This window comes from Actinomycetospora soli, assembly GCF_021026295.1.
In the GTDB taxonomy this organism is placed as follows: Bacteria; Actinomycetota; Actinomycetes; order Mycobacteriales; family Pseudonocardiaceae; genus Actinomycetospora; species Actinomycetospora soli.
In genome coordinates, this window is the sequence record NZ_JAJNDA010000016.1 from 1 (window position 1) to 23,866 (window position 23,866).

20 protein-coding genes, 1 rRNA gene and 1 pseudogene are annotated in these 23,866 nt (G+C 74.8%); 2 read left to right on the plus strand and 20 right to left on the minus strand.

The window, feature by feature from the left end; all coding sequences use genetic code 11:
* The 13 genes and pseudogenes from LN037_RS23015 to LN037_RS23075 form a co-directional block, all read right to left on the minus strand.
* Positions 1-207, minus strand: a 16S ribosomal RNA gene (locus LN037_RS23015); the annotation flags it as partial.
* Positions 208-562: 355 nt separating this feature from the next.
* The gene (tyrS, locus tag LN037_RS23020; protein WP_230757520.1) at positions 563-1,843 is read right to left on the minus strand and encodes a tyrosine--tRNA ligase; all 1,281 of its coding nucleotides are present in this window, start codon (positions 1,841-1,843) and stop codon (positions 563-565) included.
* Positions 1,844-1,869: 26 nt separating this feature from the next.
* Positions 1,870-2,485, minus strand: a pseudogene (locus tag LN037_RS23025) (DNA-3-methyladenine glycosylase).
* A 17-nt stretch (positions 2,486-2,502) separates the two neighbouring features.
* Positions 2,503-3,939, minus strand: coding sequence for an argininosuccinate lyase (gene argH, locus LN037_RS23030; RefSeq protein ID WP_308286177.1), 1,437 nt, complete (start codon positions 3,937-3,939; stop codon positions 2,503-2,505).
* A complete protein-coding gene (locus tag LN037_RS23035) occupies positions 3,936-4,553 on the minus strand; it encodes an arginine repressor (RefSeq protein ID WP_230757522.1) in 618 nt (205 codons plus the stop codon). The genes argH and LN037_RS23035 overlap by 4 nt, the downstream gene beginning before the upstream one ends.
* Positions 4,550-5,473: an ornithine carbamoyltransferase gene (gene argF / locus LN037_RS23040; protein WP_255694785.1), complete on the minus strand. Its 924-nt coding sequence runs from the start codon at positions 5,471-5,473 to the stop codon at positions 4,550-4,552. Before argF ends, LN037_RS23035 begins: the two co-directional genes overlap by 4 nt.
* Positions 5,474-5,538: 65 nt before the next feature.
* Positions 5,539-6,750 carry an acetylornithine transaminase gene (locus LN037_RS23045; protein ID WP_230757537.1) on the minus strand — a complete coding sequence of 404 codons (1,212 nt, stop codon included), beginning with the start codon at positions 6,748-6,750 and terminating at the stop codon, positions 5,539-5,541.
* On the minus strand, positions 6,747-7,661 hold the full coding sequence (argB, locus tag LN037_RS23050) for an acetylglutamate kinase (protein ID WP_230757544.1): 915 nt from the start codon (positions 7,659-7,661) through the stop codon (positions 6,747-6,749). Before argB ends, LN037_RS23045 begins: the two co-directional genes overlap by 4 nt.
* Positions 7,658-8,818, minus strand: a complete 1,161-nt coding sequence (gene argJ, locus LN037_RS23055; RefSeq protein WP_230757545.1) for a bifunctional glutamate N-acetyltransferase/amino-acid acetyltransferase ArgJ — start codon at positions 8,816-8,818, stop codon at positions 7,658-7,660. Before argJ ends, argB begins: the two co-directional genes overlap by 4 nt.
* Positions 8,819-8,858: 40 nt before the next feature.
* The gene (gene argC / locus LN037_RS23060; RefSeq protein ID WP_230757908.1) at positions 8,859-9,890 is read right to left on the minus strand and encodes an N-acetyl-gamma-glutamyl-phosphate reductase; all 1,032 of its coding nucleotides are present in this window, start codon (positions 9,888-9,890) and stop codon (positions 8,859-8,861) included.
* A 35-nt stretch (positions 9,891-9,925) separates the two neighbouring features.
* Positions 9,926-11,845: an NAD(P)/FAD-dependent oxidoreductase gene (locus LN037_RS23065; protein WP_230757546.1), complete on the minus strand. Its 1,920-nt coding sequence runs from the start codon at positions 11,843-11,845 to the stop codon at positions 9,926-9,928.
* A gap of 222 nt (positions 11,846-12,067) precedes the next feature.
* Positions 12,068-13,711, minus strand: coding sequence for a class I adenylate-forming enzyme family protein (locus LN037_RS23070; protein WP_230757551.1), 1,644 nt, complete (start codon positions 13,709-13,711; stop codon positions 12,068-12,070).
* Positions 13,712-13,792: 81 nt separating this feature from the next.
* Positions 13,793-14,773 (minus strand): winged helix DNA-binding domain-containing protein, encoded by a 981-nt coding sequence (locus LN037_RS23075; RefSeq protein ID WP_230757553.1) that lies wholly within the window; start codon positions 14,771-14,773, stop codon positions 13,793-13,795.
* A gap of 29 nt (positions 14,774-14,802) precedes the next feature.
* Here LN037_RS23075 and LN037_RS23080 point away from each other — a divergent pair, with 29 nt between their 5' ends.
* Complete coding sequence (locus tag LN037_RS23080) at positions 14,803-16,482, plus strand: alpha-keto acid decarboxylase family protein (protein ID WP_230757556.1); 1,680 nt, start codon at positions 14,803-14,805, stop codon at positions 16,480-16,482.
* Here the strand turns inward: LN037_RS23080 and LN037_RS23085 are convergent.
* Entirely contained in the window at positions 16,461-17,264 is an 804-nt protein-coding gene (locus tag LN037_RS23085; RefSeq protein WP_230757558.1) for an alpha/beta hydrolase, read from the minus strand. The genes LN037_RS23080 and LN037_RS23085 overlap by 22 nt on opposite strands.
* A 37-nt stretch (positions 17,265-17,301) precedes the next feature.
* Between LN037_RS23085 and LN037_RS23090 the strand changes: the two genes are divergently transcribed.
* Positions 17,302-17,874 (plus strand): TetR/AcrR family transcriptional regulator, encoded by a 573-nt coding sequence (locus LN037_RS23090; protein WP_230757560.1) that lies wholly within the window; start codon positions 17,302-17,304, stop codon positions 17,872-17,874.
* 77 nt (positions 17,875-17,951) lie between these two features.
* Here the strand turns inward: LN037_RS23090 and pheT are convergent, their stop codons facing one another.
* The 6 genes from pheT to infC all read right to left on the minus strand — a co-directional run bounded on the left by pheT (position 17,952) and on the right by infC (position 23,805).
* On the minus strand, positions 17,952-20,462 hold the full coding sequence (gene pheT / locus LN037_RS23095; RefSeq protein ID WP_230757562.1) for a phenylalanine--tRNA ligase subunit beta: 2,511 nt from the start codon (positions 20,460-20,462) through the stop codon (positions 17,952-17,954).
* A 52-nt stretch (positions 20,463-20,514) separates the two neighbouring features.
* Positions 20,515-21,582 carry a phenylalanine--tRNA ligase subunit alpha gene (gene pheS / locus LN037_RS23100; RefSeq protein ID WP_230757565.1) on the minus strand — a complete coding sequence of 356 codons (1,068 nt, stop codon included), beginning with the start codon at positions 21,580-21,582 and terminating at the stop codon, positions 20,515-20,517.
* A gap of 46 nt (positions 21,583-21,628) precedes the next feature.
* Positions 21,629-22,474, minus strand: a complete 846-nt coding sequence (locus LN037_RS23105; protein WP_230757910.1) for a TrmH family RNA methyltransferase — start codon at positions 22,472-22,474, stop codon at positions 21,629-21,631.
* Positions 22,471-22,875 (minus strand): 50S ribosomal protein L20, encoded by a 405-nt coding sequence (gene rplT / locus LN037_RS23110; protein WP_230757568.1) that lies wholly within the window; start codon positions 22,873-22,875, stop codon positions 22,471-22,473. The genes LN037_RS23105 and rplT overlap by 4 nt, the downstream gene beginning before the upstream one ends.
* A gap of 72 nt (positions 22,876-22,947) precedes the next feature.
* Positions 22,948-23,139, minus strand: coding sequence for a 50S ribosomal protein L35 (gene rpmI / locus LN037_RS23115; protein ID WP_230757570.1), 192 nt, complete (start codon positions 23,137-23,139; stop codon positions 22,948-22,950).
* 114 nt (positions 23,140-23,253) lie between these two features.
* Entirely contained in the window at positions 23,254-23,805 is a 552-nt protein-coding gene (gene infC, locus LN037_RS23120; protein WP_443611899.1) for a translation initiation factor IF-3, read from the minus strand.
* Between the last annotated feature and the right edge of the window lie 61 nt (positions 23,806-23,866).

The following is a 23,866-nucleotide window of genomic DNA, read 5'->3' on the forward strand; positions in this document are numbered from 1 at the left end:
AAACTTTCCACCACAGAACATGCATCCCATGGTCATATCCGGTATTAGACCCAGTTTCCCAGGCTTATCCCAGAGTGGAGGGCAGGTCACCCACGTGTTACTCACCCGTTCGCCGCTCGTGTACCCCGAAGGGCCTTACCGCTCGACTTGCATGTGTTAAGCACGCCGCCAGCGTTCGTCCTGAGCCAGGATCAAACTCTCCAACAAAAAACGTTAGAGACCAATCAAGACCTCTGACAAAAACTAGCTACTCAAAGAAACCCCAAAAAAATTGGGGCCAGAACACAAAACGTCAGCACACTGTTGAGTTCTCAAAGGACGACCACACGAACCCGCAGACCCACACCCAGGTGGACCGCCAAGCCCGATGGCTTCGAGTCCTCACCCTACCAGACCGGCTGGAGGGCAACCTCTCGAACCTATCCCGCCTCCAGGCCCCGGGGCAACCCCTTCGTCCTGGCGACATGGAGAACATTACACGGCCCGTGAGGGCCTGTTCGAAGGGGGGTCCCTTTCGGGATCACCGCAGGTCGGACGGGGTTTCCCGCCCGACCCACGGTCGTCACCCCGTCGACACGAGCTCCACACCCGCCGTCGTGCGCTTCCCGCGACGGACCACGAGCCACCGACCGTGCAGCAGATCGGTCTCCGCCGGCGTCCAGTCCTCGGTCTCGACCTTGGTGTTGTTGACGTAGGCCCCGCCCTCGGCGACCGTCCGCCGGGCCGCACCCCGGCCCGAGGCCAGGCCGGTCCCCACGAGCAGGTCGACGATGGTCGGGTTCTCGCTGCGCGACAGGGTCGCCGACGGCACCTCGGCGAGGGCGGCCTCGAGCGTGGCCGCGTCGAGCTCGCGCAGCTCCCCGCGTCCGAACAGGGCCTGGCTGGCGGCCTGGACCCGCCCGACCTCCTCGGCCCCGTGCACGAGGGTGGTCACCGACTCCGCGAGGGCCCGTTGGGCGGCCCGCGCCTGCGGCTTCTCGACGGTCAGCCGCTCGAGTTCCTCGATCTCCTCGTGGGGCAGCCACGTGAAGGCTCGGAGGTACTCCCCCACCTTCGCGTCCTCGGCGTTGATCCAGAACTGGTAGAAGGCGTAGGGGCTCGTCAGGTCGGCGTCGAGCCACACCGTGCCCGCCTCGGTCTTCCCGAACTTCGAGCCGTCGGCCTTGGTGATGAGCGGCGTCCCCAGTGCGTGCACGGACCGCCCCTCCACCCGGTGGATGAGGTCGATGCCCGACGTGAGGTTGCCCCACTGGTCGCTGCCCCCGGTCTGCATCGTGCAGCCGTAGCGGCGGTGGAGCTCGAGGAAGTCGTAGGACTGGAGAATCTGGTACGAGAACTCGGCGTAGCTGATGCCCTCGTCGGACTCCATCCGCCGACTCACCGCCTCCTTGGCCAGCATCCGTCCGACCCGGAAGTGCTTGCCGAGGTCCCGCAGGAAGTCCAGGGCCGAGACGCCCTCGGTCCAGTCGAGGTTGTTCACCAGCAGCGCGGCGTGCTCGCCCGTGAAGTCCAGGAACGGGCGCAGCTGGGCGCCGATCTTGTCGACCCAGCCGGCGACGATGTCGCGGTCGTTCAGGGTCCGCTCGGAGGTCGGCTTCGGGTCACCGATCAGCCCGGTGGCCCCGCCGACGAGGGCGATCGGGCGGTGCCCCGCCTGCTGGAAGCGCGCGAGGGTCAGCCACTGCAGGAGGTGGCCGATGTGGGCGCTCGGCGCGGTGGGGTCGATCCCGGAGTAGAGGGTGACCGTCCCGGTGTCGAGGTCGCGGCGCAGCGCGTCGAGGTCGGTGCTCTGGGCGATGAGGCCCCGCCAGGCGAGGTCGTCGAGGATGTGTGGTGCGGTCACGAGCCCATTGTCCCCGGTGGGCCCGCCTACCAGTCGGGACCGTCCGGCCGGGCGCGTCCGGCCTTGTACGGAGTCACGGCGGGTGACCCGGCCACCCACAGCCGCCACGGCCGCTGCTGGCCCGCGGCGACGCCGACGCGCGGTCCCGTGCGGACCGCGTCGTCGGGGACCGGGGTCCCGCGTTCCACGCACGGACGACGCCGGGTCGAGCACGTCCGTGCCGTTGTGCTCGCGGGCGAGGCCCAGCAACGTGCACAGCCGGGCCGGGCCGCGGGCGAGCTCGGCGTCGCGGCCCCGCGCGGTCGGCCGCCGGACGTGTGCGAGCGCGGGGTCGGAGAGCAGCTCCCCCGCCCGGAGCAGCACCGCCCCGGGTCGCCCGTCGACGAGCGCGACGACGTTGGCGCAGAAGTGCATGCCGTAGACGAAGTAGACGTACAGGTGCCCCGCCGGCCCCCACATGACGTCGTTGCGCGGGGTGCGACCGCGGTAGCAGTGCGACCCGGGGTCGTCCTCGCCGCGGTACGCCTCGACCTCGACGATCCGGATGCGGATGTCGCCCTCCGGCACCTCGGCGACCATCTCGGCACCGAGCAGGCGGCGGGCCGCCTCGAGCGGGTCGACGGCGAGCTCGGCGCGGTGCAGCGGCCCGGACGTCCCCGTCACCGCCGGTCGATCGGCCGCGACGCCCAGGCGCGCGCCTCGATGACGGCGCCGACGATCCGGTCGTACTGCTCGGCGACACGCTTCGGGGCCGTCCCGCCGTGGGCGTCCCGGGAGGCGATCGAGCCCTCCACGGTCAGCACCGTGCGCACGTCGGCGGTGAGCGCCGGGTCGCACCCCTGCAGCTCGTCGTCGGTGAGCTCGTCGAGCCCCACGCCCCGACCCTCCGCGACGCGGACGCAGGCCCCGGCGGCCTCGTGGGCGCGGCGGAACGGGACTCCCTGCCGGACCAGCCACTCGGCGATGTCGGTGGCGAGGCTGAAGCCGGCCGGGGCCAGCTCGGCCAGCCGGTCCGTGTGCACGGTCAGCGTGCGGATCATCCCGGCCATCGCCGGCAGGACCATCGCGAGCTGGGCCGCCGAGTCGAACAGCGGCTCCTTGTCCTCCTGCAGGTCCCGGTTGTACGCGAGCGGGAGGGCCTTGAGCGTCGTCATCAGGCCGGCGAGGTTGCCGACCAGCCGGCCGGCCTTCCCGCGGGCGAGCTCCGCGACGTCGGGGTTCTTCTTCTGCGGCATGATCGACGAGCCGGTGGACCAGGCGTCGTCGAGCGTCACGTAGCCGAACTCGGCGGTCGCCCACAGGATCACCTCCTCCGCGATGCGGGAGAGGTCGACGGCCACCATCGCGAGGACGAAGGCCCCCTCGGCGGCGAGGTCACGCGACGCGGTGCCGTCGATGGAGTTGTCCACCGCGTCGCGGAACCCGAGGTCGCGGGCCACGGCCGCGGGGTCGAGCCCCAGCGACGTGCCGGCCAGGGCACCCGAGCCGTAGGGCGACAGGCCGAGCCGGCGGTCGAGGTCCCGGCAGCGCTCGACGTCGCGCAGCAGCGCCTGCGCGTGCGCCCCGAGGTGGTGGGCGAGCAGCACCGGCTGCGCGTGCTGCAGGTGCGTGCGGCCCGGCATGACGGCGTCCGGGTGGGCGCGGCCCTGCCCGACGAGGGCGTCGACGACGTCGCACACGCCGCGGGCGAGCTCCCGGAGCCGGTCGCGCAGCCACATGCGCAGCTGCGTGGCGATCTGGTCGTTGCGCGAGCGGCCGGCGCGCAGCTTGCCGCCGAGCTCGGGGCCGACGCGTTCGATGAGCCCGCGCTCGAGCGCGGTGTGCACGTCCTCGTCCGCCTCGGCCGCGACGAACGACCCGTCGGCCACGTCGGCCTCGAGCCGATCGAGTCCCTCCAGCATCCCGCGGAGCTCGTCGTCGTCGAGCAGCCCCGCGCCGTGCAGGACGCGGGCGTGCGCCCGCGAGCCGGCGACGTCGTAGGGCGCGAGGACCCAGTCGAAGTGGGTCGACTTGGACAGCGCCGCCATCACGGCGTCCGGCCCCGAGGAGAACCGTCCGCCCCAGAGGGCCGCTCCCGATCCCGATCCCGCCGTCACCCTGGTCCCTCTCCCTCGTCCTGGTGCATCCGCGTCGTGCGCGGTGTCGTCCTCGTGGCCAGCCCGCGGAGCACCCCGGCCAACCCGGCCCCGTCGAGCGGCTCCCGGGCCACGACCACGACCGTGTCGTCCCCGGCGATCGTGCCCACCACCTCCGCCAGCGCCGCCCGGTCGAGCGCGCTCGCCAGGTAGTGCGCGCCGCCCGGCGGGGTGCGCAGCACCGCGAGGTTGCCGGAGTGGTCGGCCGAGACCAGCAGCTCCGCGAGCAGCCGGGACAGTCTGTCGGTGCCGCCGGTGACGCCGCGCACCGGGCTCCCGTCGTCGGGGACGACGTACCGGCCGGCGCCCCCGTCGGCGCCCCGCAGCTTCACGGCGCCGAGCTCGTCGAGATCGCGCGACAGCGTGGCCTGCGTGACCTCGATCCCCTCCCGGGCGAGCATGCCCGCGAGCTCGCCCTGGCTGTGCACCTCGAGGGCGCTGATGAGCTCGACGATGCGCGCCTGGCGGGACGCCCGGCTGCTCCCCGGACGCAGACGCTCGAGCCGTTCGCGGGCCGCCCGCGGATCGGGCCGCGCCCCCGGGTCGGTGTCGAGCGCCTCGTCCGGCGGCGTCATCGCCCGAGCAGCCAGGTCAGCAGCGCCTTCTGCGCGTGCAGGCGGTTCTCGGCCTCGTCCCAGACCGCTGCCGCCGGCCCGTCGAGCACCTCGGCGGTGATCTCGTCGCCGCGGTGCGCGGGCAGGCAGTGCAGCACGGTCGCCCCGGGGGCGGCCCGCTCCAGGAGCTCGGTGTCGATGCGGCACGGCCGGAACGGGGCGACCCGGTCCAGCCCGTCGTCCTCCTGGCCCATCGAGGTCCAGGTGTCGGTGACGAGGACGTCCGCACCCGCGACGGCGTCCAGCGCGGCCGGCCGTCCGTCGACCTCGACGACGGCCGCGGAGCCGCCGGTCTCGCGCGCCCGGGCCCGGGCGTCCTCGACGACCGCCGGGTCGGGCTGGAAGCCCTCGGGGGCCGCCACGCGGACGTGCATCCCGGCGGTCACCCCGCCGAGCAGCAGCGACTGCGCCATGTTGTTGGCGCCGTCGCCGAGGTAGGTCAGCGTCAGGCCGGCGGTGCGCCCGTGGCGTTCGACGACGGTCTGCAGGTCGGCGAGGACCTGGCAGGGGTGGAACCCGTCGGTGAGGGCGTTGACCACGGGGACGTCGGCGTGCTCGGCCATCTCCCGGATCCGCTCGTCCGCACCCGTGCGCCACACGATGGCGTCGACGTAGCGGGAGAGCACGCGCGCGGTGTCGGCGATCGTCTCGCCGCGCCCGAACTGCGCGTCACGGCCGTCGATCATGACGGGGGTACCGCCGAGGGCCGCGATCCCGACCTGGAACGACACCCGCGTCCGCGTGGACGGCTTGTCGAAGATGACCGCGACGGCCCGCGGGCCCGCCAGCGGACGGTGCCCGAACGGGTCGGCCTTGAGGGTGGCGGCGAGCTCGAGGACCTCGGCCTGTTCGGCGGGCGTGAGGTCGTCGTCGCGGAGCAGGTGGCGGACGGGCCGGCCGCCGGGCCGGGGCCCGGTGCCGTCGGGGGCCTGGAGGGACGCCGCGCTCACGAGGTGCCCTCCGCGCCGGCGGCGCCCTGGGTGAGGATGTCGGGCAGCGCCGCGACGAAGCCGTCGACCTGCTCGTCGGTCACGACGGCGGGCGGGGCGAGGCGCACGCGCCCCGGCACCGCCCCGTTGACCAGGAATCCGGACTCCAGCGCCGCCGCCGTCACCTGGGGCGAGGCGGGCGCGGTGAGGGCCACCCCGACCAGGAGCCCGGCCGCGTCGACGTGGTCGACGAGCGGGTGGTCGAGCCCCTCGATGCGCGCGCCGAGGTCCTTGCCCAGCGTGTCCGCGCGGTCGAGCAGTCCCTCGGCGACGATCGTGTCGAGCACCGCCAGCGCCGCCGCGCAGCAGACCGGGTTGCCACCGAAGGTGGTGCCGTGCTGACCCGCGCCGAGCAGCTCGGCAGCAGGGCCGATGCCGATGCAGGACCCGAGCGGCAGGCCACCGCCGAGCCCCTTGGCCAGGGTGACGACGTCGGGCACGATGCCGGCGCGCTGGTGGGCGAACCACACGCCGGTGCGGCCGATCCCGGTCTGCACCTCGTCGATCACGAGCAGGGCGCCGGCCGCCGAGGTGATCTCGCGGGCCGCCTGCAGGTAGCCCTCGGGCGGGACGATCACCCCGGCCTCGCCCTGGATCGGCTCGAGCACGACCGCGGCGGTGTCGGTGTCGACCGCCGCCCGCAGGGCCTCGGCGTCGCCGTAGGGCACGAACTCGACGCCGGGGGGCATCGGCTCGAAGGGCTCCCGCTTGGCGGGCTGACCGGTCAGCGCGAGCGCCCCCATGGTGCGGCCGTGGAAGCCGCCCTCCGCGGAGACGATCCTGCGGCGGCCGGTGCGGCGGGCGATCTTGAACGCCGCCTCGTTCGCCTCGGCGCCGGAGTTGCACATGAGCACCCGGCCGTCCGGGACGCCGAGCAGGGAGAGCAGGCGCTCGGCGAGCTCGACGGTCAGCGGGTTGATCACGAGGTTCGAGGTGTGCCCGAGCGTCGCGACCTGACGGGACACGGCCTCGACCACGGCCGGGTGGGCGTGGCCGAGCAGGTTGACGGCGATGCCGCCGAGCAGGTCGAGGTACTCCCGGCCGTCGGCGTCCCAGACGCGGGCGCCCTCGCCCCGCACGAGGCTGATCGGCGGGGTGCCGTAGTTGCCCATCATCGTGTCGGACCAGCGACGACGGAGGTCCTCACCGGTCGGTGCAGTGTCGGTCATGCGTGGGGACCTCCTCCGGGGGATGCGGGAGCGGGGACCACCATGGTCCCGACGCCCGTGCTGGTGAACACCTCGAGCAGCACCGAGTGGGCCACCCGTCCGTCAATGACGTGGGCGCGCGGCACGCCGCCCTCGACCGCCCGCAGGCAGGCCTCCATCTTCGGGATCATGCCGCTGGAGAGACCGGGCAGGAGCTCGGCGAGCTCGGTCGCGTCGATCTCCGAGCGGAGGCTGGAACGGTCGGGCCAGTCGGTGTAGAGCCCCTCGACGTCGGTGAGGACGACGAGCTTGCGGGCGCCGAGGGCGACCGCGAGGGCGCCCGCGGCGGTGTCGGCGTTGACGTTGTGCACCACGCCGTCCACGTCGGGGGCCACCGTGGAGATGACCGGGATGCGGCCGCCGGCCACCAGGTCGAGCACCGCGGCCGGGTTGACCTCGACGACGTCGCCGACCAGACCGACGTCGACCTGCTCGCCGTCGACCGAGGCGGTGCGGCGGGCGGCGGTGAACAGGCGCGCGTCCTCCCCGGACATGCCGACCGCGAGCGGGCCGTGGGCGTTGACCAGGCCGACGAGCTCGCGGCCGACCTGGCCGACGAGCACCATCCGCACCACGTCCATCGTCTCCGGCGTGGTGACCCGCAGCCCGCCGCGGAACTCCCCGGACATCCCGAGCCGGTCGAGCATCGCGGTGATCTGGGGGCCCCCGCCGTGGACGACGACCGGCCGGATGCCCGCGAGGCGCAGGAACACCATGTCCTCGGCGAAGGCGCGGCGCAGCTCGTCGTCCACCATGGCGTTGCCGCCGTACTTGACGACGACGATCGCGTCCTGGAACTCCCGCAGCCAGGGCAGGGCCTCGGCGAGCACCGCGGCCTTGGCCTGGGCGTCCTCGTGCGCGGTCACGGTCATGTGGAGTAGGCGCTGTTCTCTTCGACGTAGGCGTGGGAGAGGTCGGTCGTCAGCACCGTCGCGGTGCCGGCGCCGAGTCCGAGGTCGACCTCGACGGTGACGTCACGGCCCGAGAGATCGGCCTTCGAGCGGTCTCCCACGGCGGCCGCGGCGGCACAGAGCAGGACGCCGTTCACGGTCACCGACAGCGTCTCGGGCTCCACCCGGGCCTCGCTGGCCCCGATCGCCGCCGCGATCCGACCCCAGTTCGGGTCGGAGCCGAAGAGCGCCGTCTTCACCAGGCTGTCGCGGGCCACGGCGCGGGCCCCGACGAGCGCCTCCGCGTCGGAGGACGCCCCGGTGACGGTGACGACGATGCGCTTGGTGACGCCCTCCGCGTCCGCCTGCAGGCCGCGCGCGAGTTCGGCGCACACCTCGCGCAGCTCGTCGGCGAACGTCGCCGCGTCCGGGGTGACCCCGGACGCGCCGGAGGCGAGCAGGAGCACCGTGTCGTTGGTGCTGGTCGAGCCGTCGATGTCGAGCCGGTCGAACGTCGTCGCCGTGGCGGCCCGCAGCGCGGCGTCGGCCGTGTCGGCGTCCAGGACGGCGTCGGTGGTGACGACCACGAGCATCGTCGCGAGGCTGGGCGCCATCATCCCGGCCCCCTTGGCGAAGCCGCCGACGGTCCAGCCGTCGCGGGAGCGGGCGGCCTGCTTGTCGACGGTGTCGGTGGTGAGCACGGCCGTCGCCGCGCGGGACCCGGCCCCGGCGTCGGCGGCGAGCACCCCGGCGGCCTCGTCGACCCCGGCGAGCAGGGACGCGATGGGCAGTCGTTCGCCGATGAGCCCGGTGGAGCAGACGGCGACCTCGATCGCGCCGCAGCCGAGGACCTCCGCGACCTTCTCGGCGGTGTGGTGGGTGTCGCCGAAGCCGTCGGGGCCCGTGCAGGCGTTGGCGCCCCCGGAGTTGAGGACGACCGCGCGCAGCGCGTGCTCGCGCAGCACCTGCTGCGACCAGAGCACCGGGGCGGCCTTGACCTGGTTGCGGGTGAACACCCCCGCCGCCACGGTGGACGGGCCGTCGTTGACCACCAGGGCGAGATCCGGACGGTCGCCGTGGGCCCGCAGGCCGGCGCGGACGCCGGCGGCGCGGAAGCCGGCGGCGGCGGTGACGCTCACGGCGTCCTCCTGGGGGTCGGGGCGGGCTGGTCGGGCCGGGTCACGGGGCGAGCCCGGCGACGGGGAGGCCGAGGGTCTCCGGGAGCCCGAGGGCCACGTTGACCGACTGGAAGGCGCCGCCGGCGGTGCCCTTGGTGAGATTGTCGATCACCGCGGTGGCGACGAGACGGCCGGCGTCGAGGTCGACCTCGACCTGCACCTGGACGGCGTTCGAGCCGACGACGCTCTTGGTGGCGGGCTGGACGCCCTCGGGGAGCAGGTGGACGAAGGGCTCGTCGTCGTAGGCCTTGGCGTAGACCCGGCGGGCCTCGGCGGCGTCGATCGCCGGGTCGGCCAGCGGGGCGCTGACCACGGCGAGGATGCCGCGCGGCATCGGGGCGAGAACCGGGGTGAACGAGACCCGCACGGCGCCCGCGCCGAGGTCGGAGAGGTTCTGCACGATCTCGGGGGTGTGCCGGTGGGAGCCGCCGACCCCGTAGGCGGTGGCCGAGCCCATGACCTCGGAGCCGAGGAGGTGGGCCTTGGCCGCACGGCCCGCCCCGGAGGTGCCGGAGAAGGCGACGACGCTGATCTCGGGCGCCACGATCCCGCCCGCGACGGCGGGCAGGGCGGCGAGCGTGGCCGTCGTCGGGTAGCACCCGGGCACGGCCACCCGGCGGCTGCCGCGCAGCTGCTCGCGGGCGCCGGGGAGCTCGGGCAGCCCGTAGGGCCAGTGCCCGGCGTGCTCCCCGCCGTACCAGCGCTCCCAGGCCATCGGGTCGCGCAACCGGTGGTCCGCCCCGCAGTCGACCACGAGGACGTCCTCGGGCAGCTGCGCGGCGAGCTCCGCGGACCGGCCGTGCGGCAGGGCCAGGAACACCACGTCGTGGCCCGCGAGGGCGTCGACGGTGGTGGCCACGATCGGCCGGTCGGCCAGGGGGGTGAGGTGCGGCTGGTGCGCGCCGAGGAGACTGCCCGCGGAGTCCCCCGCGGTCAGCGCGCCGACCTCCACCTCGGGATGGCCCAGCGCGAGCCGCAGGAGCTCACCTCCGACGTAGCCGCTGGCTCCGGCCACCGCGATCCGCATGCGTATGACTATGCACGATCACGGAATTCCATGCAACGCGCTCAGCGGAAGTCGTGCCGCCCCGGGCTGAGCCACGTGAGCGCCGGCTGGTCCCCGGTGGCGGGTGCCCGACCGGCCGTCGGCCCACCCGTCCGCACCGCGGTCGGGAGCGTGGGGTGGGGCTCCCGCAGCGTCGGCCCGTCGATCAGGGTGGGGTCGACGACGGTGCGCCCCACGGTGGCCGACGGGACCGCCGGCTCCGCGGCGGGAGCGGGGACGGCCTCTGCGGGGGCGGCGGCGGCGGCCGGGGCGACCGGGGCGACCGGGGCGACCGGGTCCGCGTCGCCGCGTCGCGGCGAGGGCGCCACCGCGCCCGTCGCCACCGGGTCCCGACCGAGCACGGCGGCGGCGACCCAGTCGAGGACGATCCGTGCCTTGCGCTCCGCGGTCGGCATGGCCCACAGGTGGTAGGCGCGGTGCAGGGCGTACGCGGGCCACCCCATCAGGCGCACCCCGCGGATCTCGGCGACGCCCCGACGGCGCCCGAGCCCGGCGACCACGCCGGCCGAGGCGTGCTGGTAGGGCTGCAGCGGACGGCCGCCGAGGTGGGCGACGACGTTGCCGGCGAGCACGCGGGCCTGCCGCACGGCGTGCTGGGCGGTCGGGGTGGTGAGGACCTTCGGGTCCTCGTCGGCGAGCAGGGCGCCGCGGGCGAGGTCGGGCACGGCGGCGCCGTCCCCCGCCGCGAAGACGTGCGGGCGTCCGACGACCTGCAGCATTGCCGTGCAGCGCACCTTGCCGGTGCGCTCGAGCGGCAGGTCGGTCCGCTCCAGCAGCGGGTGCGGGCGTGTCCCGGCCGCCACGACGACCGTGTCGGTCGGCACCTGGGTGCCGTCGGCGAGCCGGACGACGCCGTTCTCGGCGGACACCAGGCCCGCGCCGACCCGGACCTCGATGCCACGGCGGGCGAGCCGTCCGTGGACGCGGGCCGCGGTCGGTTCTGTGACCTCGGGCATGATCCGCCGGGACGCCTCGACGAGGACCCAGCGCATCTCGTCGCGGTCCACGCCGACCTGACGTCCGGCCCGGCGGGCGAGGTCCTCCAGCTCACCGAGTGCCTCGACGCCGGCGAAGCCGCCGCCGATGACGACGAAGGTGAGCAGGCGTGCCCGCCGCGCGGCCTCCGCGGCCGTGGTGGGCACGACCGAGGCCGCGGCGTCGAGCCGGGACAGCACGTGGTCGCGCAGGGCGGCGGCGTCGCCGACCGTGCGGAAGGTGAGCGCGCACTCGGCGAGCCCGGGCACCGGCAGCTCCCGGGCGACCGCGCCCGGCGCGACGACGAGGACGTCGTAGGGAATCTCCTTCGAGAGCCCGTCGGGCAGGGAGACCACGGCCCGACGACGGGCGTCGTCGATCGCGACCACGGAGCCCGTCACGACGTCGCTCCGGTCGAGCACGCGCCGCAGCGACACCGTGAGGTGCCGCGGCGCGATCGACCCGCCGGCCGCCTCCGGCAGGAACGGCTGGTAGGTCATGTGCGGCTGCGGGTCGACGACCGTGATCGAGCCGACCGGCGTCGAGGCGCGGTCGCGGGCGCCGCTGCGGCGCCCGCGGTGGCGCCCGTCGCCGGACCGGCCGAGGCGCGCCTGCAGGGCCCGGGCGGCCACGAAGCCGACGTAGCCGCCGCCGACGACCAGGACGCGGGCGCCGGGCACGAACGTCCCGGTGTCGGGCGCGGGACCGACCGACCCGGCGCCGTGCAGGATCGTGCCGCCCGCCAGCGCCGCGCCGCCGCCCAGCGCGACGACGGCGAGGGCGGCCGCGACCCACCAGCCGACGAGGCCGCCCGCCCAGAGTCCGAGGATGACCGCCGGGGCGGCGAGGACGCCGAGCACGGCGACCAGGCGGGCCGCCGTGCGGGGACGGCGGCCGGTCGGGGACCACTGGGACGGGACGTCGGGCGTCCCGGGGTACTGCGGCATCGCGGGCTCCTGTCGGGGCAGGACGGTGGTTCGTCGTCCACCGACCGGGCGGGCCCGGGGGAGCCGGTGGACGGGTGCTCACGCTAGGCACACGCCCGCGTGCGGAGCGCGGACCTGAGAGCGCCGCCGGGTACCACCGCCCGACGCCGCCCGCCCGGCGCTCAACTGCGCCCGATTGCTCCGAGCGGAGCAGCCCCGTGCAGCGAACGCCGCTCGGCCCTCTCAGGAACCGCCGTCGGTCCACGCCGGACCGTCGACCGCACCGAGCAGCGCGTCGCGGAGATCCCGCTTGAGGACCTTGCCCGCCGCCGACACGGGCAGGGCGTCGACCACGAAGATCCCGCGCAGGCGCTCGTAGGGCCGGACGGCGCCGTTGACCGCCGCGGCCAGGTCGGCGACCACGTCGGGACCCGATCCCGCCGACAGCACCACGGCCGCCGTCGGGACCTCCCCCACCGCCTCGTCGGGCAGGCCGACCACCGCCGCCGTCAGGACCTCCGGACGGGCGACGAGCCGCTCCTCGAGCTCCCGCGGGTAGACGTTGTAGCCCTTGAACAACAGCATGTCCTTGACCCGGTCGACCACCGACACGAGCCCGTCGTCGTCGACGATCCCGATGTCGCCGGTGCGCAGCCAGCCGTCGACGAGCGTCTCCGCCGTCTCGTCGGGGCGGTGGTGGTAGCAGCGCATCACCTGCGGGCCGCGGGCCCAGATCTCGCCGCGCTCGCCGATCCCCACCGGCGCGTCCCCGGGCCGTCCGGTGCCGACCTCGAGCAGGACCAGTTCGGTGTCGGCGATCGGCACGCCGACGGTGCCGATCCGCCGGTGCGCGGACCGGGCCGACGGCGAGGTGCAGAGCGCCATCGTGGCCTCGGTCAGGCCGTAGCCCTCGAGGACGATCGCGTCGGGCATGAGGGCCGCGATCCGCTCGGCCTGCGCGACGGCCATCGGGCTCGCGCCCGAGGTCACCGAGCGGACGCTGGACAGGTCGCGGGTCCGTGCGTCGGGGTGGGCGAGCAGCGCGTGGTACATCGCGGGTGCCCCGGACAACGTGGTCGCCCGGTGGCGCTCGACGTCGGCGAGGTAGGCGGCCGGGTCGAAGCGGTCCTGGACGACGGCGGTGGTCCCGGTGACGAGGCCGATCGTCAGCCCGTTGGTGCCCATGGCGTGGAACCACGGGGCCACGGCGAGCGAGACGCCCTCGCCGAGCCGCACCGGGTGCTCCTCCGGCGGGGAGGTCTGCTCGACGGTGACCCCGCCGTGCACGTCGGGGACCGGCACGGCGCCGGAGCCCGACGCCGTGTACTGCAGGACGTTGGCCACCACGTTCGCGTGCGTCAGCTCGACGCCCTTGGAGCGCCCGGTGGTGCCGCCGGTGTAGGCGAGGTGGGCCAGGGCCACCGTCGGGTCGATCTCGAGGTCCGGCGGGCCGTCGACCGGCTCGACCGGGAGGTCGAGGCGGCGCCCGTCGGTGCCGACGACGTTCGGCAGGGTGGTGTCGCGGCTGACGACGGCGACGACCCCCGCGTCCTCGAGCTGGGCGCGCAGCAGCTCGGGCGGCAGCGCCGGGCTCGCGAGCGCCACCGTGGCGCCGGCCAGCAGGATGCCGTGGTACGCGACGGGCCAGACCAGGGAGTTCGGCAGGTGCAGGCCCACGACGTCGCCGGGCCGGATGCCGCGCGCGACGAGCGCGTGGGCGACGCCGCAGGCCTCGGTCCACAGCGCGCGGAAGCTCAGGACGTCGTCGTGGTGGACCAGGGCGGCGCGGTCGCCGTAGCGCCGGGCGGCACCGTCGAGCAGGGCCCCGACGGGGACCACGGGGAGGTCGAGGGAGATCGGGGAGCGCAGCGTCGGGCCCGTCGTCATGACCGGGGAGTCTGCTCCTCCCCGGAGGGGATTTCCTGGCACCGGACGCAAGCAATGACGCCTTCCTGGCACCGGAGGCGCTCAGAACAGCGCCCGCTCCACCCGGCGGTTGCGTCCGGAGCCCGCCCAGGCCCACGTCCCGACGATCCGGCCGTCCCGCACGACCGTCGGGCGGAAGACCCCGTTGGCGCCGGGGACGATCCTCTCGGCGTGCTCGGGGTCGAGCACGGCGCTGCGGTCGGCGTAGCCCAGGACGAACTCGTCGAAGCCGGGCAGCAGCAGCTCGTCGGGGACCTCGGCGGCGGCCAGCCGGTCCGGGGTCTCCGGGTCGTGGAGCAGGCCGTCGGTCTCGGCGAGGTCGTCCCGGGCGCCCTCGATCGCGACGGTGACGTCGGCGGCCGGGATGCCGGTCCAGCGGGCGAAGTCCTTGCGGTCGGCGGGGCCGTGCGAGCGGAAGTACCGCCGCGCCCACTCGGCGAGGGCCTCGTCGCGGGTGAGCCGCCGCGGCGCCGGCACCCACTCGTCCAGCAGCACGAACGCCTGTTCCCTGGCCGAGGCGAACGGGCCCTGCACCAGCAGGCCGCGCTGACACAGGACGCTCAACGCGTGGTAGACGCGGGACGAGGTGAGGTCCAGCCCGGCCTCGGCCCACGCCTCGCACATCTGCGCCCGGGTCCGCCGGCCGCCGCCGCGCAGCACCTCCGCCGCGACCTCGCCGGCGCGCTCGAGGGTCTCCTCGGCCAGCCCGAGCCCGGCGCGTCGCTTGGCGGCCGCGGCGAGCGGGCGCGGCGTGCCGAGCGGCAGCATCCACGCGAGGTCCTCCGCGGCGACCACGTGCAGCGTGCCGCGCATGGGCCACGACCGGACGAGCGCCCCGTCGTCGAACGCGCGCCGGACCTCCTCGACGTCGCCCGTCGTCGTTCGCAGGGCGATCGACGCGAGGGCCCCGGGGAGGTCCTGGCCCTGCGCGCACCCCAGCCACGCGACGGCCTCGGCGGGAGACGCAGCGCGTTCCCCCACCAGCCGCAACGCGGCGAGCCGCCATCGACCGACCTCGATCACAGCGTCGCATTGTGGCAGCGTCCGCACCCATGACCTACTGCGTCGCCGACTACCTCGCCGACCGCCTCGCCGAGGTCGGGGTGGAGCACGTCTTCGGGGTGCCCGGGGACTACAACCTCGCGATGCTCGAGCACGTCGTCGGCCACGACCGGCTGCGGTGGGTCGGCTGCGCCAACGAGCTCGACGCCGGCTACGCGGCCGACGGCTACGGACGCCTGCGCGGGATGGCGGCGCTCGCGACGGCCTTCGGCGTCGGGGAGCTGTCGGCGATCAACGCCGTGGCGGGGAGCTTCGCCGAGCACGTGCCGGTGGTGCACGTGGTGGGCGCCCCCTCGACGGACCACCAGTCGGCCCACCGGATGGTCCACCACTCGCTCGGCGACGGCGTCTTCACCCACTTCATGACGATGCACGAGGGCATCACGTGCGCGCGGGCGGCGCTGACCGTGGAGAACGCGCGGGCGGAGATCGACCGGGTGGTCGTCGAGGTGCGTGACCGGCACCTGCCCGGTTACCTCCTCGTCCCGACCGACGTGTCCGCCGCCGCGGTCGACCCGCCGTCGGGAAGCCTCCCCGCACCCGTGGACCACACCGACCCGGAGGCCCTCGAGGGCTTCGTCGAGAGCGCCCGGGCCCTGCTGGAGAAGGCGGGCTCGGTGGACCGCGTCGGGGTGCTCGCCGGGCTGCTGACCCACCGGGTGGGCGGCCGGGAGGTGCTGCGGGAGCTGCTCGACGCCGGACCGCTGCGGCACGCGACCGACGTGTGGTCCAAGAGCCTGGTCGACGAGAGCGTGGAGCACTTCGTCGGGACCTACGCCGGCGCGGCGAGCGCCGAGGAGGTGCGGTCCGCCGTCGAGGACGCGGCCGCGCTGATCGTGGCCGGCGTCTACTTCACCGACCTGACCAGCGGCTTCTTCACGCAGCGCATCACCCGCTCCCGGACGATCGAGCTCGGGGCGCGGACGGCCAGCGTCGGCGCGGCGACGTTCTCGCCCGTCGAGCTGCCGACGGCGCTCGCCGCGCTCGTGCCGCTGGTGCGCGACCTGGCCGAGCGCGGCGGGGTCACGGCGCCGCACCCGGCCCCCGCCCCCGCCCTCGCCGCCCCGGACGCCGCCGAGCCGCTGTCCCAGGACGCGCTGTGGGCCGAGGTCGCCGGGTTCCTGCGCGAGGGCGACGTGGTGCTCGCCGACCAGGGCACCTCGTTCTACGGCGCCTCGACGCACCGGTTGCCGCGCGGCGTGGACTTCCTCGGGCAGCCGCTGTGGGCCTCGATCGGCTACACGCTGCCCGCCACGCTCGGCGCGTGCCTGGCCCAGCCCGACTCGCGGGGCGTGCTGCTCATCGGGGACGGCGCGGCCCAGCTGACGGTGGCCGAGCTCGGCACGATCGTCCGGGAGGGCCTCGCGCCGGTGATCGTGGTGGTCGACAACGACGGCTACACCGTCGAGCGCGCCATCCACGGGCCGGCCGAGCCGTACAACGACATCGTGCGCTGGGACTGGACGGCCGCGCCCGCGATGTTCGCGCCCGGCGGCGGGGCCACGGCCTCGCGCGCGACGACCGTGGGCGAGTTGCGCACGGCGCTGCGAGCCGCGCGCGAGGACCCGTCCCACACCGCCATCGTGCAGGCCGTGGTGCCCCGCGACGACGTGCCGCAGCTGCTCGCCGACCTGACGAAGGCGCTGGGTCAGGCCAACTCCAGCTCCTGAGCGAGGAACTCGACGGTCATGGCGTCGACCTGACGGGCGGCTTCGGTCTGCGGGGCCGGCTCGAGGCCGGGCTCGTCGGCGAGCGCGTGCCCCATGTCGTTGACCACCCGCAGGTCGGCCCGGACGCCCTGCTCGCGCAGCATGTCGCGCAGGCGGCCCGCCGGGTAGAGGAAGGCGTCGAGGTCGTCGTCCCCGCCGACGATGCAGCGCACGGCGGTGCTCCCGAACTCGTGGGCCCGCCACACCAGGTCCATCCGGTCGGCGACGGCCGTGGACTCCGGCGTCCACGTGTAGTCCACCCCGAAGTGCCGGGCCAACAGGTCGACGACCGGTCGGAGCTGCAGCAGGGGGCTGATCAGCACCGCCGCCCGGGCCTGCACCACCTTCCCGACGACGGCTCCTCCCGCGACCCCCGCGCCCGCGGAGCCGCCGACGAGCGCGACCGGACCGCCGCCGATCCCGTGCGCGGCCCGGACCTCGTCGAGCAGGCCCGGGAGCTCGGCGACCGCCTCGGCGTTGATGCGGCCGTGCCCGTTAAGCACCGGCTCCGCGAGCATCTGCGCCATGAACGCCTCCTCGCCGGGGAAGCGGTCGCCGCTGAGCGGCAGGCCGGGATAGAGCTTCCACGCGTCGAGCCCCGCGAGCGGGAGCGCCGCGGCGAACGCGCGCTCGGTGCGCGGCGCGTCCATGAGGTGCCAGGCGATGACCAACGGCGCGTCGGGCCGACCCGACGACGGCGGCTCGAGGACGTACGGGACACCGGCGGCCGAGGTGCTGTACATAGTCCAATAGTAGCTGGACGCTGTACAGTTGGGAAGTATGAGAACCCCCGGGCAGCGGGCGGGACTGACCCGACCCGTCGTCGTGCAGGCCGCGCGCGAGGTCCTCGACGACGGCGCATCGTTCTCCATGCGCGCCGTGGCCGGACGGCTGGGGGTGGCGCCGAACGCGCTGTACAGCCACGTCGACGGCCGGGACGGGCTGCTCGACCTGGTGCTCGACGAGCTGCTGGCGGTCCTGCCCGAGCCCGAGGACGCCTCGCCGCGTGCGGGGTTGGTCGCGCTGATGACCGCCACCCACGACCTGCTCCTCGCCCACCCCCGGCTCGTGCCGCACTTCGTGGCGCGGCAGGGCTCGCGGGGACCGAACGCGCGGCGGCTGGGCGAGACGATGCGGTCGTGCCTGGTGGCGGCAGGTGTCGTCGACCGCGCGGCGCAGGACACCGCGATCCGGGTGCTCGTGGTGCACGCGATCGGCAACGCCGCGCTCGGGGTCGCCGCCGACGGCGCCCCGTTGCCGCCCGACACGCTGCGCGCGACCTACGCGGCCGGGCTGTCGTGGTTGGTGGACGGCGCGCTCGGATCGGCGTCGGCCGGCCCCCTCCACGCGTGAGGGGAACCCTCGAGCGCTCTGATGGCACGAGAGCTCCCCTCACGCGGGGTGGGCGCCGAGGGGACGGCGCGGAGAGCTCAGGCGCGCAGCGTCGCCCCGTGGCGCTCACCGGCGAGCGCGATCGCGGCGTCGCGGGCGGCGCCGGCCTCCTCGAGGGTGAGCGTCCGGTCGGGCGCGCGGAGGCGCAGGGCGAACGCGAGCGAGCGCCGCCCCTCCCCCACCTGGGCGCCGGAGTAGACGTCGAAGAGCCGCACGTCCTCGATGAGCTCCCCGCCGCCCTCGACGAGCGCGGCCTCGATCGCGGCGGTCGGCACGTCCTGCGCCACGACGAGCGCGACGTCGAGCAGCACCGGCGGGAACGCCGACACCTCGGGCCGCGCGAGCACCTCGTGCACGGGCAGCCGGTCCAGCTCGAGCTCCATCGCGCAGGTGCGCGGCGGCAGACCCAGGGCCTCCAGGACCTTCGGGTGCAGCTCGCCGGCGTGCCCGACGAGGACCCCGTCGACGTGCAGCGCGGCGCACCGGCCCGGGTGCCAGGGAGCGTGCCGGTCGTTCGACACGGTCGGCGTCGCGCCGTACACCGCGGCGACGGTCCGCGCCGCCTGCACGGCGTCCGCCCAGGTCGCCGGGCGGCCCTCGCCCCACCAGCCCTTCGGCTCCCAGGCCCCGGTGAGCACGGCGCCCACGCGCAACGGCTGGGCGGGCAGCGCCTCGAGCAGGGCGGCGATCTCGGCGTCGGAGGGCCGGGAGTCGGTGGCGACCACGGGGGCGTCCGCGGGCTCCCCGGTCGGTCGGGCGACCTGGCCGACGTGGAAGAGGGCCAGGTCGCGCAGGCCGCGCGAGACGTTCCGGACGACCGCGTCGAGCAGCCCCGGCAGCAGCGTCGTCGCCATGAGCGAGCGGTCCGCGTCGAGCGGGTTCGCGAGCCGGACCGCGGAGCGGCGCGGGTCGTCGTCGTCCAGGCCGAAGGCGTCGAGCACGCCCGGCGCCATGAACGGCGACGGCAGGACCTCCTGGAAGCCCGCGTCGGCGAGCGTGTGCGACACCTGGCGGCGACGGCGCTGGGCCATGGTCAGCCCGGTGCCGCCCGCGAAGACCGGGAGCACCGACGGGATCGCGTCGTAGCCCTCGAGCCGCAGGACCTCCTCGACGAGGTCCGCCGGGCGGGTCAGGTCGGGGCGCCAGGTCGGCGGGACGACGGTGACGCCGTCACCCCCGACGTCGACCCCGCAGCCCACCTGCACGAGCCGGCGCACGCTCGCGCCGCGCGGGTAGGTGACGCCGGCGACCCGGTCGGGCAGGTCGAGCGCCATGGTGATCGGCGGGGTCGGCGGCTCGGTGCCCTCGGGGAACGCCCCGACGTCGGTGACCCCGCCGTCGACCGTCGCCCGGCCGTGGTGCGCGAGCAGGGCCGCGGCCCGGTCCGTCGCCGCCCGGGCGACCGCCGGGTCGACGGCCCGCTCGAAGCGGCGCGCCGCCTCGCTGGGCAGCTTGTGCCGGCGCGCGGTGCGGGCCACCGAGGCGGGGTCCCAGGTGGCGGCCTCGAGCAGCACGTCGGAGGTCGTCGCGGTGACCTCGGTGGACGCGCCGCCCATGACGCCGGCCAGGCCGATCGGGCCGGAGTCGTCGCAGACCGCGACGTCGTCCGGGTCGAGGGCCCGGCTGACGTCGTCGAGGGTGGTGATCTTCTCGTCGGCCCGCGCCCGGCGCACCACGACGTCGCCGGTGATCCGGGCGGCGTCGTAGGCGTGCATCGGCTGCCCGAGCTCGAGCATCACGTAGTTCGTGACGTCGACCGCGAGCGAGATCGGGCGGATGCCCGCGAGCAGCAGCCGGCGGGTCATCCACCACGGCGTCGGCGCGGTCGGGTCGAGACCGGTGACCCGGCGGGCGACGAAGCGGCGGCAGCCCGACGCCGGGTCGACCGTGACCGGGTAGCCGGCCGCCCCCGAGCCCGGGACCCCCTGGTCGATCGAGGCCGGGTCGCCGAACGGCGCGTCGTGGGCGTTCGCGAGTTCGCGTCCCATGCCGCGGATCGAGAGCGCGTACCCGCGGTCGGGGTTCACGGCGATGTCGAGCACGGCCTCGGCGTCGCCCTCGGCGAGGCCGAGGAGCGGCGCGGCGTCCGTGCCCGGCTCGGCGGTGTCCGCGGGCAGCACGAGGATGCCGGAGTGGTCCTCGCCGAGCCCGAGCTCGTCGAGGGCGCAGAGCATGCCGTCGGACACCCGCCCGTAGGTCTTGCGCGCGGCGATCGCGAAGTCCCCGGGCAGGGTGGTCCCGGGCAGGGCCGCGACGACGAGGTCACCGACCGCGAAGTTCGTCGCCCCGCAGACGATGCCCTGGGGCCGGTCGGGGTCGCTGCCGCGCGCGCCGACGTCGACCCGGCAGAACCGGATCGGCTTCTTGAACTCGGTCAGCTCCTCGATCTCGAGGACCCTCCCGACGACGAGCGGGCCGGGGACGGCCTCGAGCTGCGCGACGTCCTCGACCTCGAACCCGACCCGGATCAGCGCCTCGGCGAGGTCGTCCGCGGAGACGTGCTCCGTCAGACCGACGTGCTCGGTGAGCCAGGAGACGGGGACGCGCACGGGTGTTCAGGCCTTTCGGACGACGGCTCTCGGGAGGCTCTCGGGAAACGGATCAGGGCTCGACGGCGAACGCGCTGGTGAAGCGGACGTCGCCCTCCACCATGTCGCGCATGTCGGGCAGCCCGTTGCGGAACATCAGCGTGCGCTCGAGCCCCATGCCGAACGCGAAGCCGGAGTAGACGTCCGGGTCGACCCCGCAGGCCCGCAGGACGTTCGGGTCGACCATCCCGCAGCCGCCCCACTCGACCCAGCCGGCGCCGCCCTTCTTCTGCGGGAACCAGACGTCGGGCTCGGCGGAGGGCTCGGTGAACGGGAAGTACGAGGGCCGCATCCGGATCCGGGAGTCCGGACCGAACATCGCGCGGGCGAACGCGTCGAGGGTGCCCTTGAGGTGGGCCATGGTCAGGCCCTTGTCGACGGCGAGCCCCTCGATCTGGTGGAAGACCGGGGTGTGGGTCGCGTCGAGCTCGTCGGTGCGGAAGGTGCGTCCCGGGCACACGACGTACACCGGGAGGTCCCGCTCCAGCAGGGTGCGGATCTGCACCGGGGACGTGTGCGTGCGCAGGACCTGCTTCGCGCCGGGCGGCTGGACGTGGAAGGTGTCCTGCATCGTCCGCGCCGGGTGGTCGGGCAGGAAGTTCAGCGCGTCGAAGTTGAACCACTCGGACTCGACCTCGGGGCCCTCGGCGACCTCCCAGCCCATCGCGACGAAGACGTCCGCGATCCGCTCCGAGGTCTGGGTGAGGGGGTGCCGGCTGCCCCGCGCGTGCCGCGCCGTCGGCAGCGTGACGTCGACGGCCTCCTCGCCCAGCACCCGCTCGTCGCGCTCGGTGAGCAGGACGGCGTGGCGCTCGTCGTAGGCGCTCTGCACGGCGAGACGGGCCTCGTTGACGCGCTTGCCGGCGTCGGCCTTCGCCTGGGGCGGCAGGGAGCCGATCTCGCGGCGGGCCAGCAGCACCGGCGAGCGGTCGCCGAGGTGGGCCGGCTTGAGCGCCGTGAGCGCGTCGAGCGTGGTGGCGCCGGCGAAGGCACTGGTCGCCTCGTCGCGCGCGGCCTCGAGGGACTCGGGGGCCAGCGCGGAGACCTGCTTGGGGTCGAACGAGTCGTTGGTGCCGGACATGCTCGGCGGACGCTCCTGCTCTGCGGCGGTTCGGTGGGGACCGAGTCTATCGAGGCGGGTCGAGCGGCTTCGTCTCGTGGGCCGTCTCGTGGGCCCGCGCCGAGGCGTACAGGCACACCGCGGCGGCGGTGGCGAGGTTGAGGCTCTCGGCCCGGCCCCGGATCGGCACGCGGACGCGGTGGTCGGCCTGCTCCGCGACCTCGGCGGGGACGCCGTGCGCCTCGCTGCCGAGGATCCACGCGGTCGGCCCGACGAGGAGGTCGTCCGTCGCCGGGCCCAGCTCGGTCTCTCCCCCACCGTCGGCGACCACGAGGGCGAGCCCGGCGTCCCGGAGCCGGCGCCACCCGTCGTCGGGAACGCGTGCGCGGAGCACCGGCAGGTGGAAGAGGCTCCCCATGCTGGCGCGGACGCACGTGGGGTTGGACGGGTCGACGGAGTCGCCGACGAGGAGCACCGCGTCGGCGCCGGCCGCGTCGGCCGTGCGGATGACGGTGCCGGCGTTGCCGGGGTCGGCGACGTCGACGAGGACGGCGACCAGGCGCGGCTGCGGCGGGAGGTCGGCCCGCGGCTGACGGCAGACCAGGACGAGCCCCTGCGGGTGGACCGTGTCGGTCAGCCCGGCGAGCGCCTTCTCGGTGACGAGGGCGGTGCGGATGCCGGCCTCGCGGGCCCGGATCAGCAGGTCGCGTTCGCGATCGGCGACCGGCTCGGTGACGAACAGGTCGGTCACGGCGCCCGGGTCGTCCTCGGCCCGGGTGACCGCGTCGTACGCCGGGCGGATCCCTTCGAGGAGGAACCGGCCGGTGTCCTCACGCGCCGCGCGCCGCAGCAGCTTGCGGGCTGCCGCGACGCGCGGGGTGCGTTCGGTGAGAACGGCGGAGTGCTCGCTCAGGCAGCGGCTCCGTCTTCGCCGTTCTTCTCCGCGCCCTTGGGCACGTCGGCCACGGCGGCCTTCGCGGTCTCGACCAGCGCCGCGAACGCGGTCGGGTCGGAGACGGCGATCTCGGCGAGGACCTTGCGGTCCGCCTCGATGCCGGCGAGCTTGAGGCCCTGCATGAACCGGTTGTAGGTCATGTCGTTGGCCCGGGCCGCCGCGTTGATACGGGTGATCCAGAGCTGCCGGAAGTCGCCCTTGCGCTGCTTGCGGTCGCGGAAGGCGTAGGTCAGCGAGTGGAGCTGCTGCTCCTTGGCCTTGCGGTAGAGCCGGGAGCGCTGCCCGCGGTAGCCGCTGGCGGCCTCGAGAACCGTGCGGCGCTTCTTCTGGGCGTTGACTGCGCGCTTGACGCGTGCCACGTCGTCCTGCCTTCGATCGTGTCGGGGACGGTCACCGGGGCGTCACGGCGACCGGGTGGTCAAGGGGGCTGCTCAGATACCGAGCATCTTGCGGATGCGGCGGTCGTCGGACTTGGCGACCTCCGTCTGACCCGCGAGCCGGCGGGTGTGCTCGCTGGACTTCTTCTCCAGCAGGTGGCGCTTGCCGGCCTTCTCGCGCAGCAGCTTGCCGCTGCCCGACACCTTGATGCGCTTCTTGGTCCCGGAGTGGGTCTTGTTCTTCATCCGTCCTCGTCCTGGTCGTCCTGCCGTCCCGGTCCGCACGTGCGACCCGGGCGGGGGCGGCTCCCGCCACCGCGGGGCGGGCCGTGCCTGACGGTACGGCCCACCCCCGCGGGGTCAGGAGGTCGGCGTCGGCTCGGCGGTCTCCGCCGCGGCCTGGGCCTGCTGCTGCTTCGGCGTCTTCGCGACCTTCTTGTTGGGCGCGAGCACCATGGTCATGTTGCGGCCGTCCTGCTTCGGTGAGGCCTCGACGAACGCGAGGTCGCCGACGTCCTCGGCGAGCCGCTGGAGCAGCCGGAAGCCCAGCTCGGGCCGGGACTGCTCGCGACCGCGGAACATGATCGTGACCTTGACCTTGTGACCCTGACCGAGGAAGCGGGTGACGTGACCCTTCTTCGTCTCGTAGTCGTGCGGGTCGATCTTCGGCCGGAGCTTCTGCTCCTTGATCACGGTCTGCTGCTGGTTGCGACGCGACTCGCGGGCCTTCTGCGCGCTCTCGTACTTGAACTTGCCGAAGTCCATGAGCTTGCAGACCGGCGGGCGCGCCTGGGCCGCGACCTCGACGAGGTCCAGGTCGGCCTCCCGGGCCAGCCGCAGGGCGTCCTCGATGCGGACGATCCCCACCTGCTCGCCGTTCGGACCGACCAGACGGACCTCGGGCACGCGGATGCGCTCGTTGATGCGCGTCTCTGCGCTGATGAGTTCTCCTCGGGTTAGGCAGTGTTTCCGG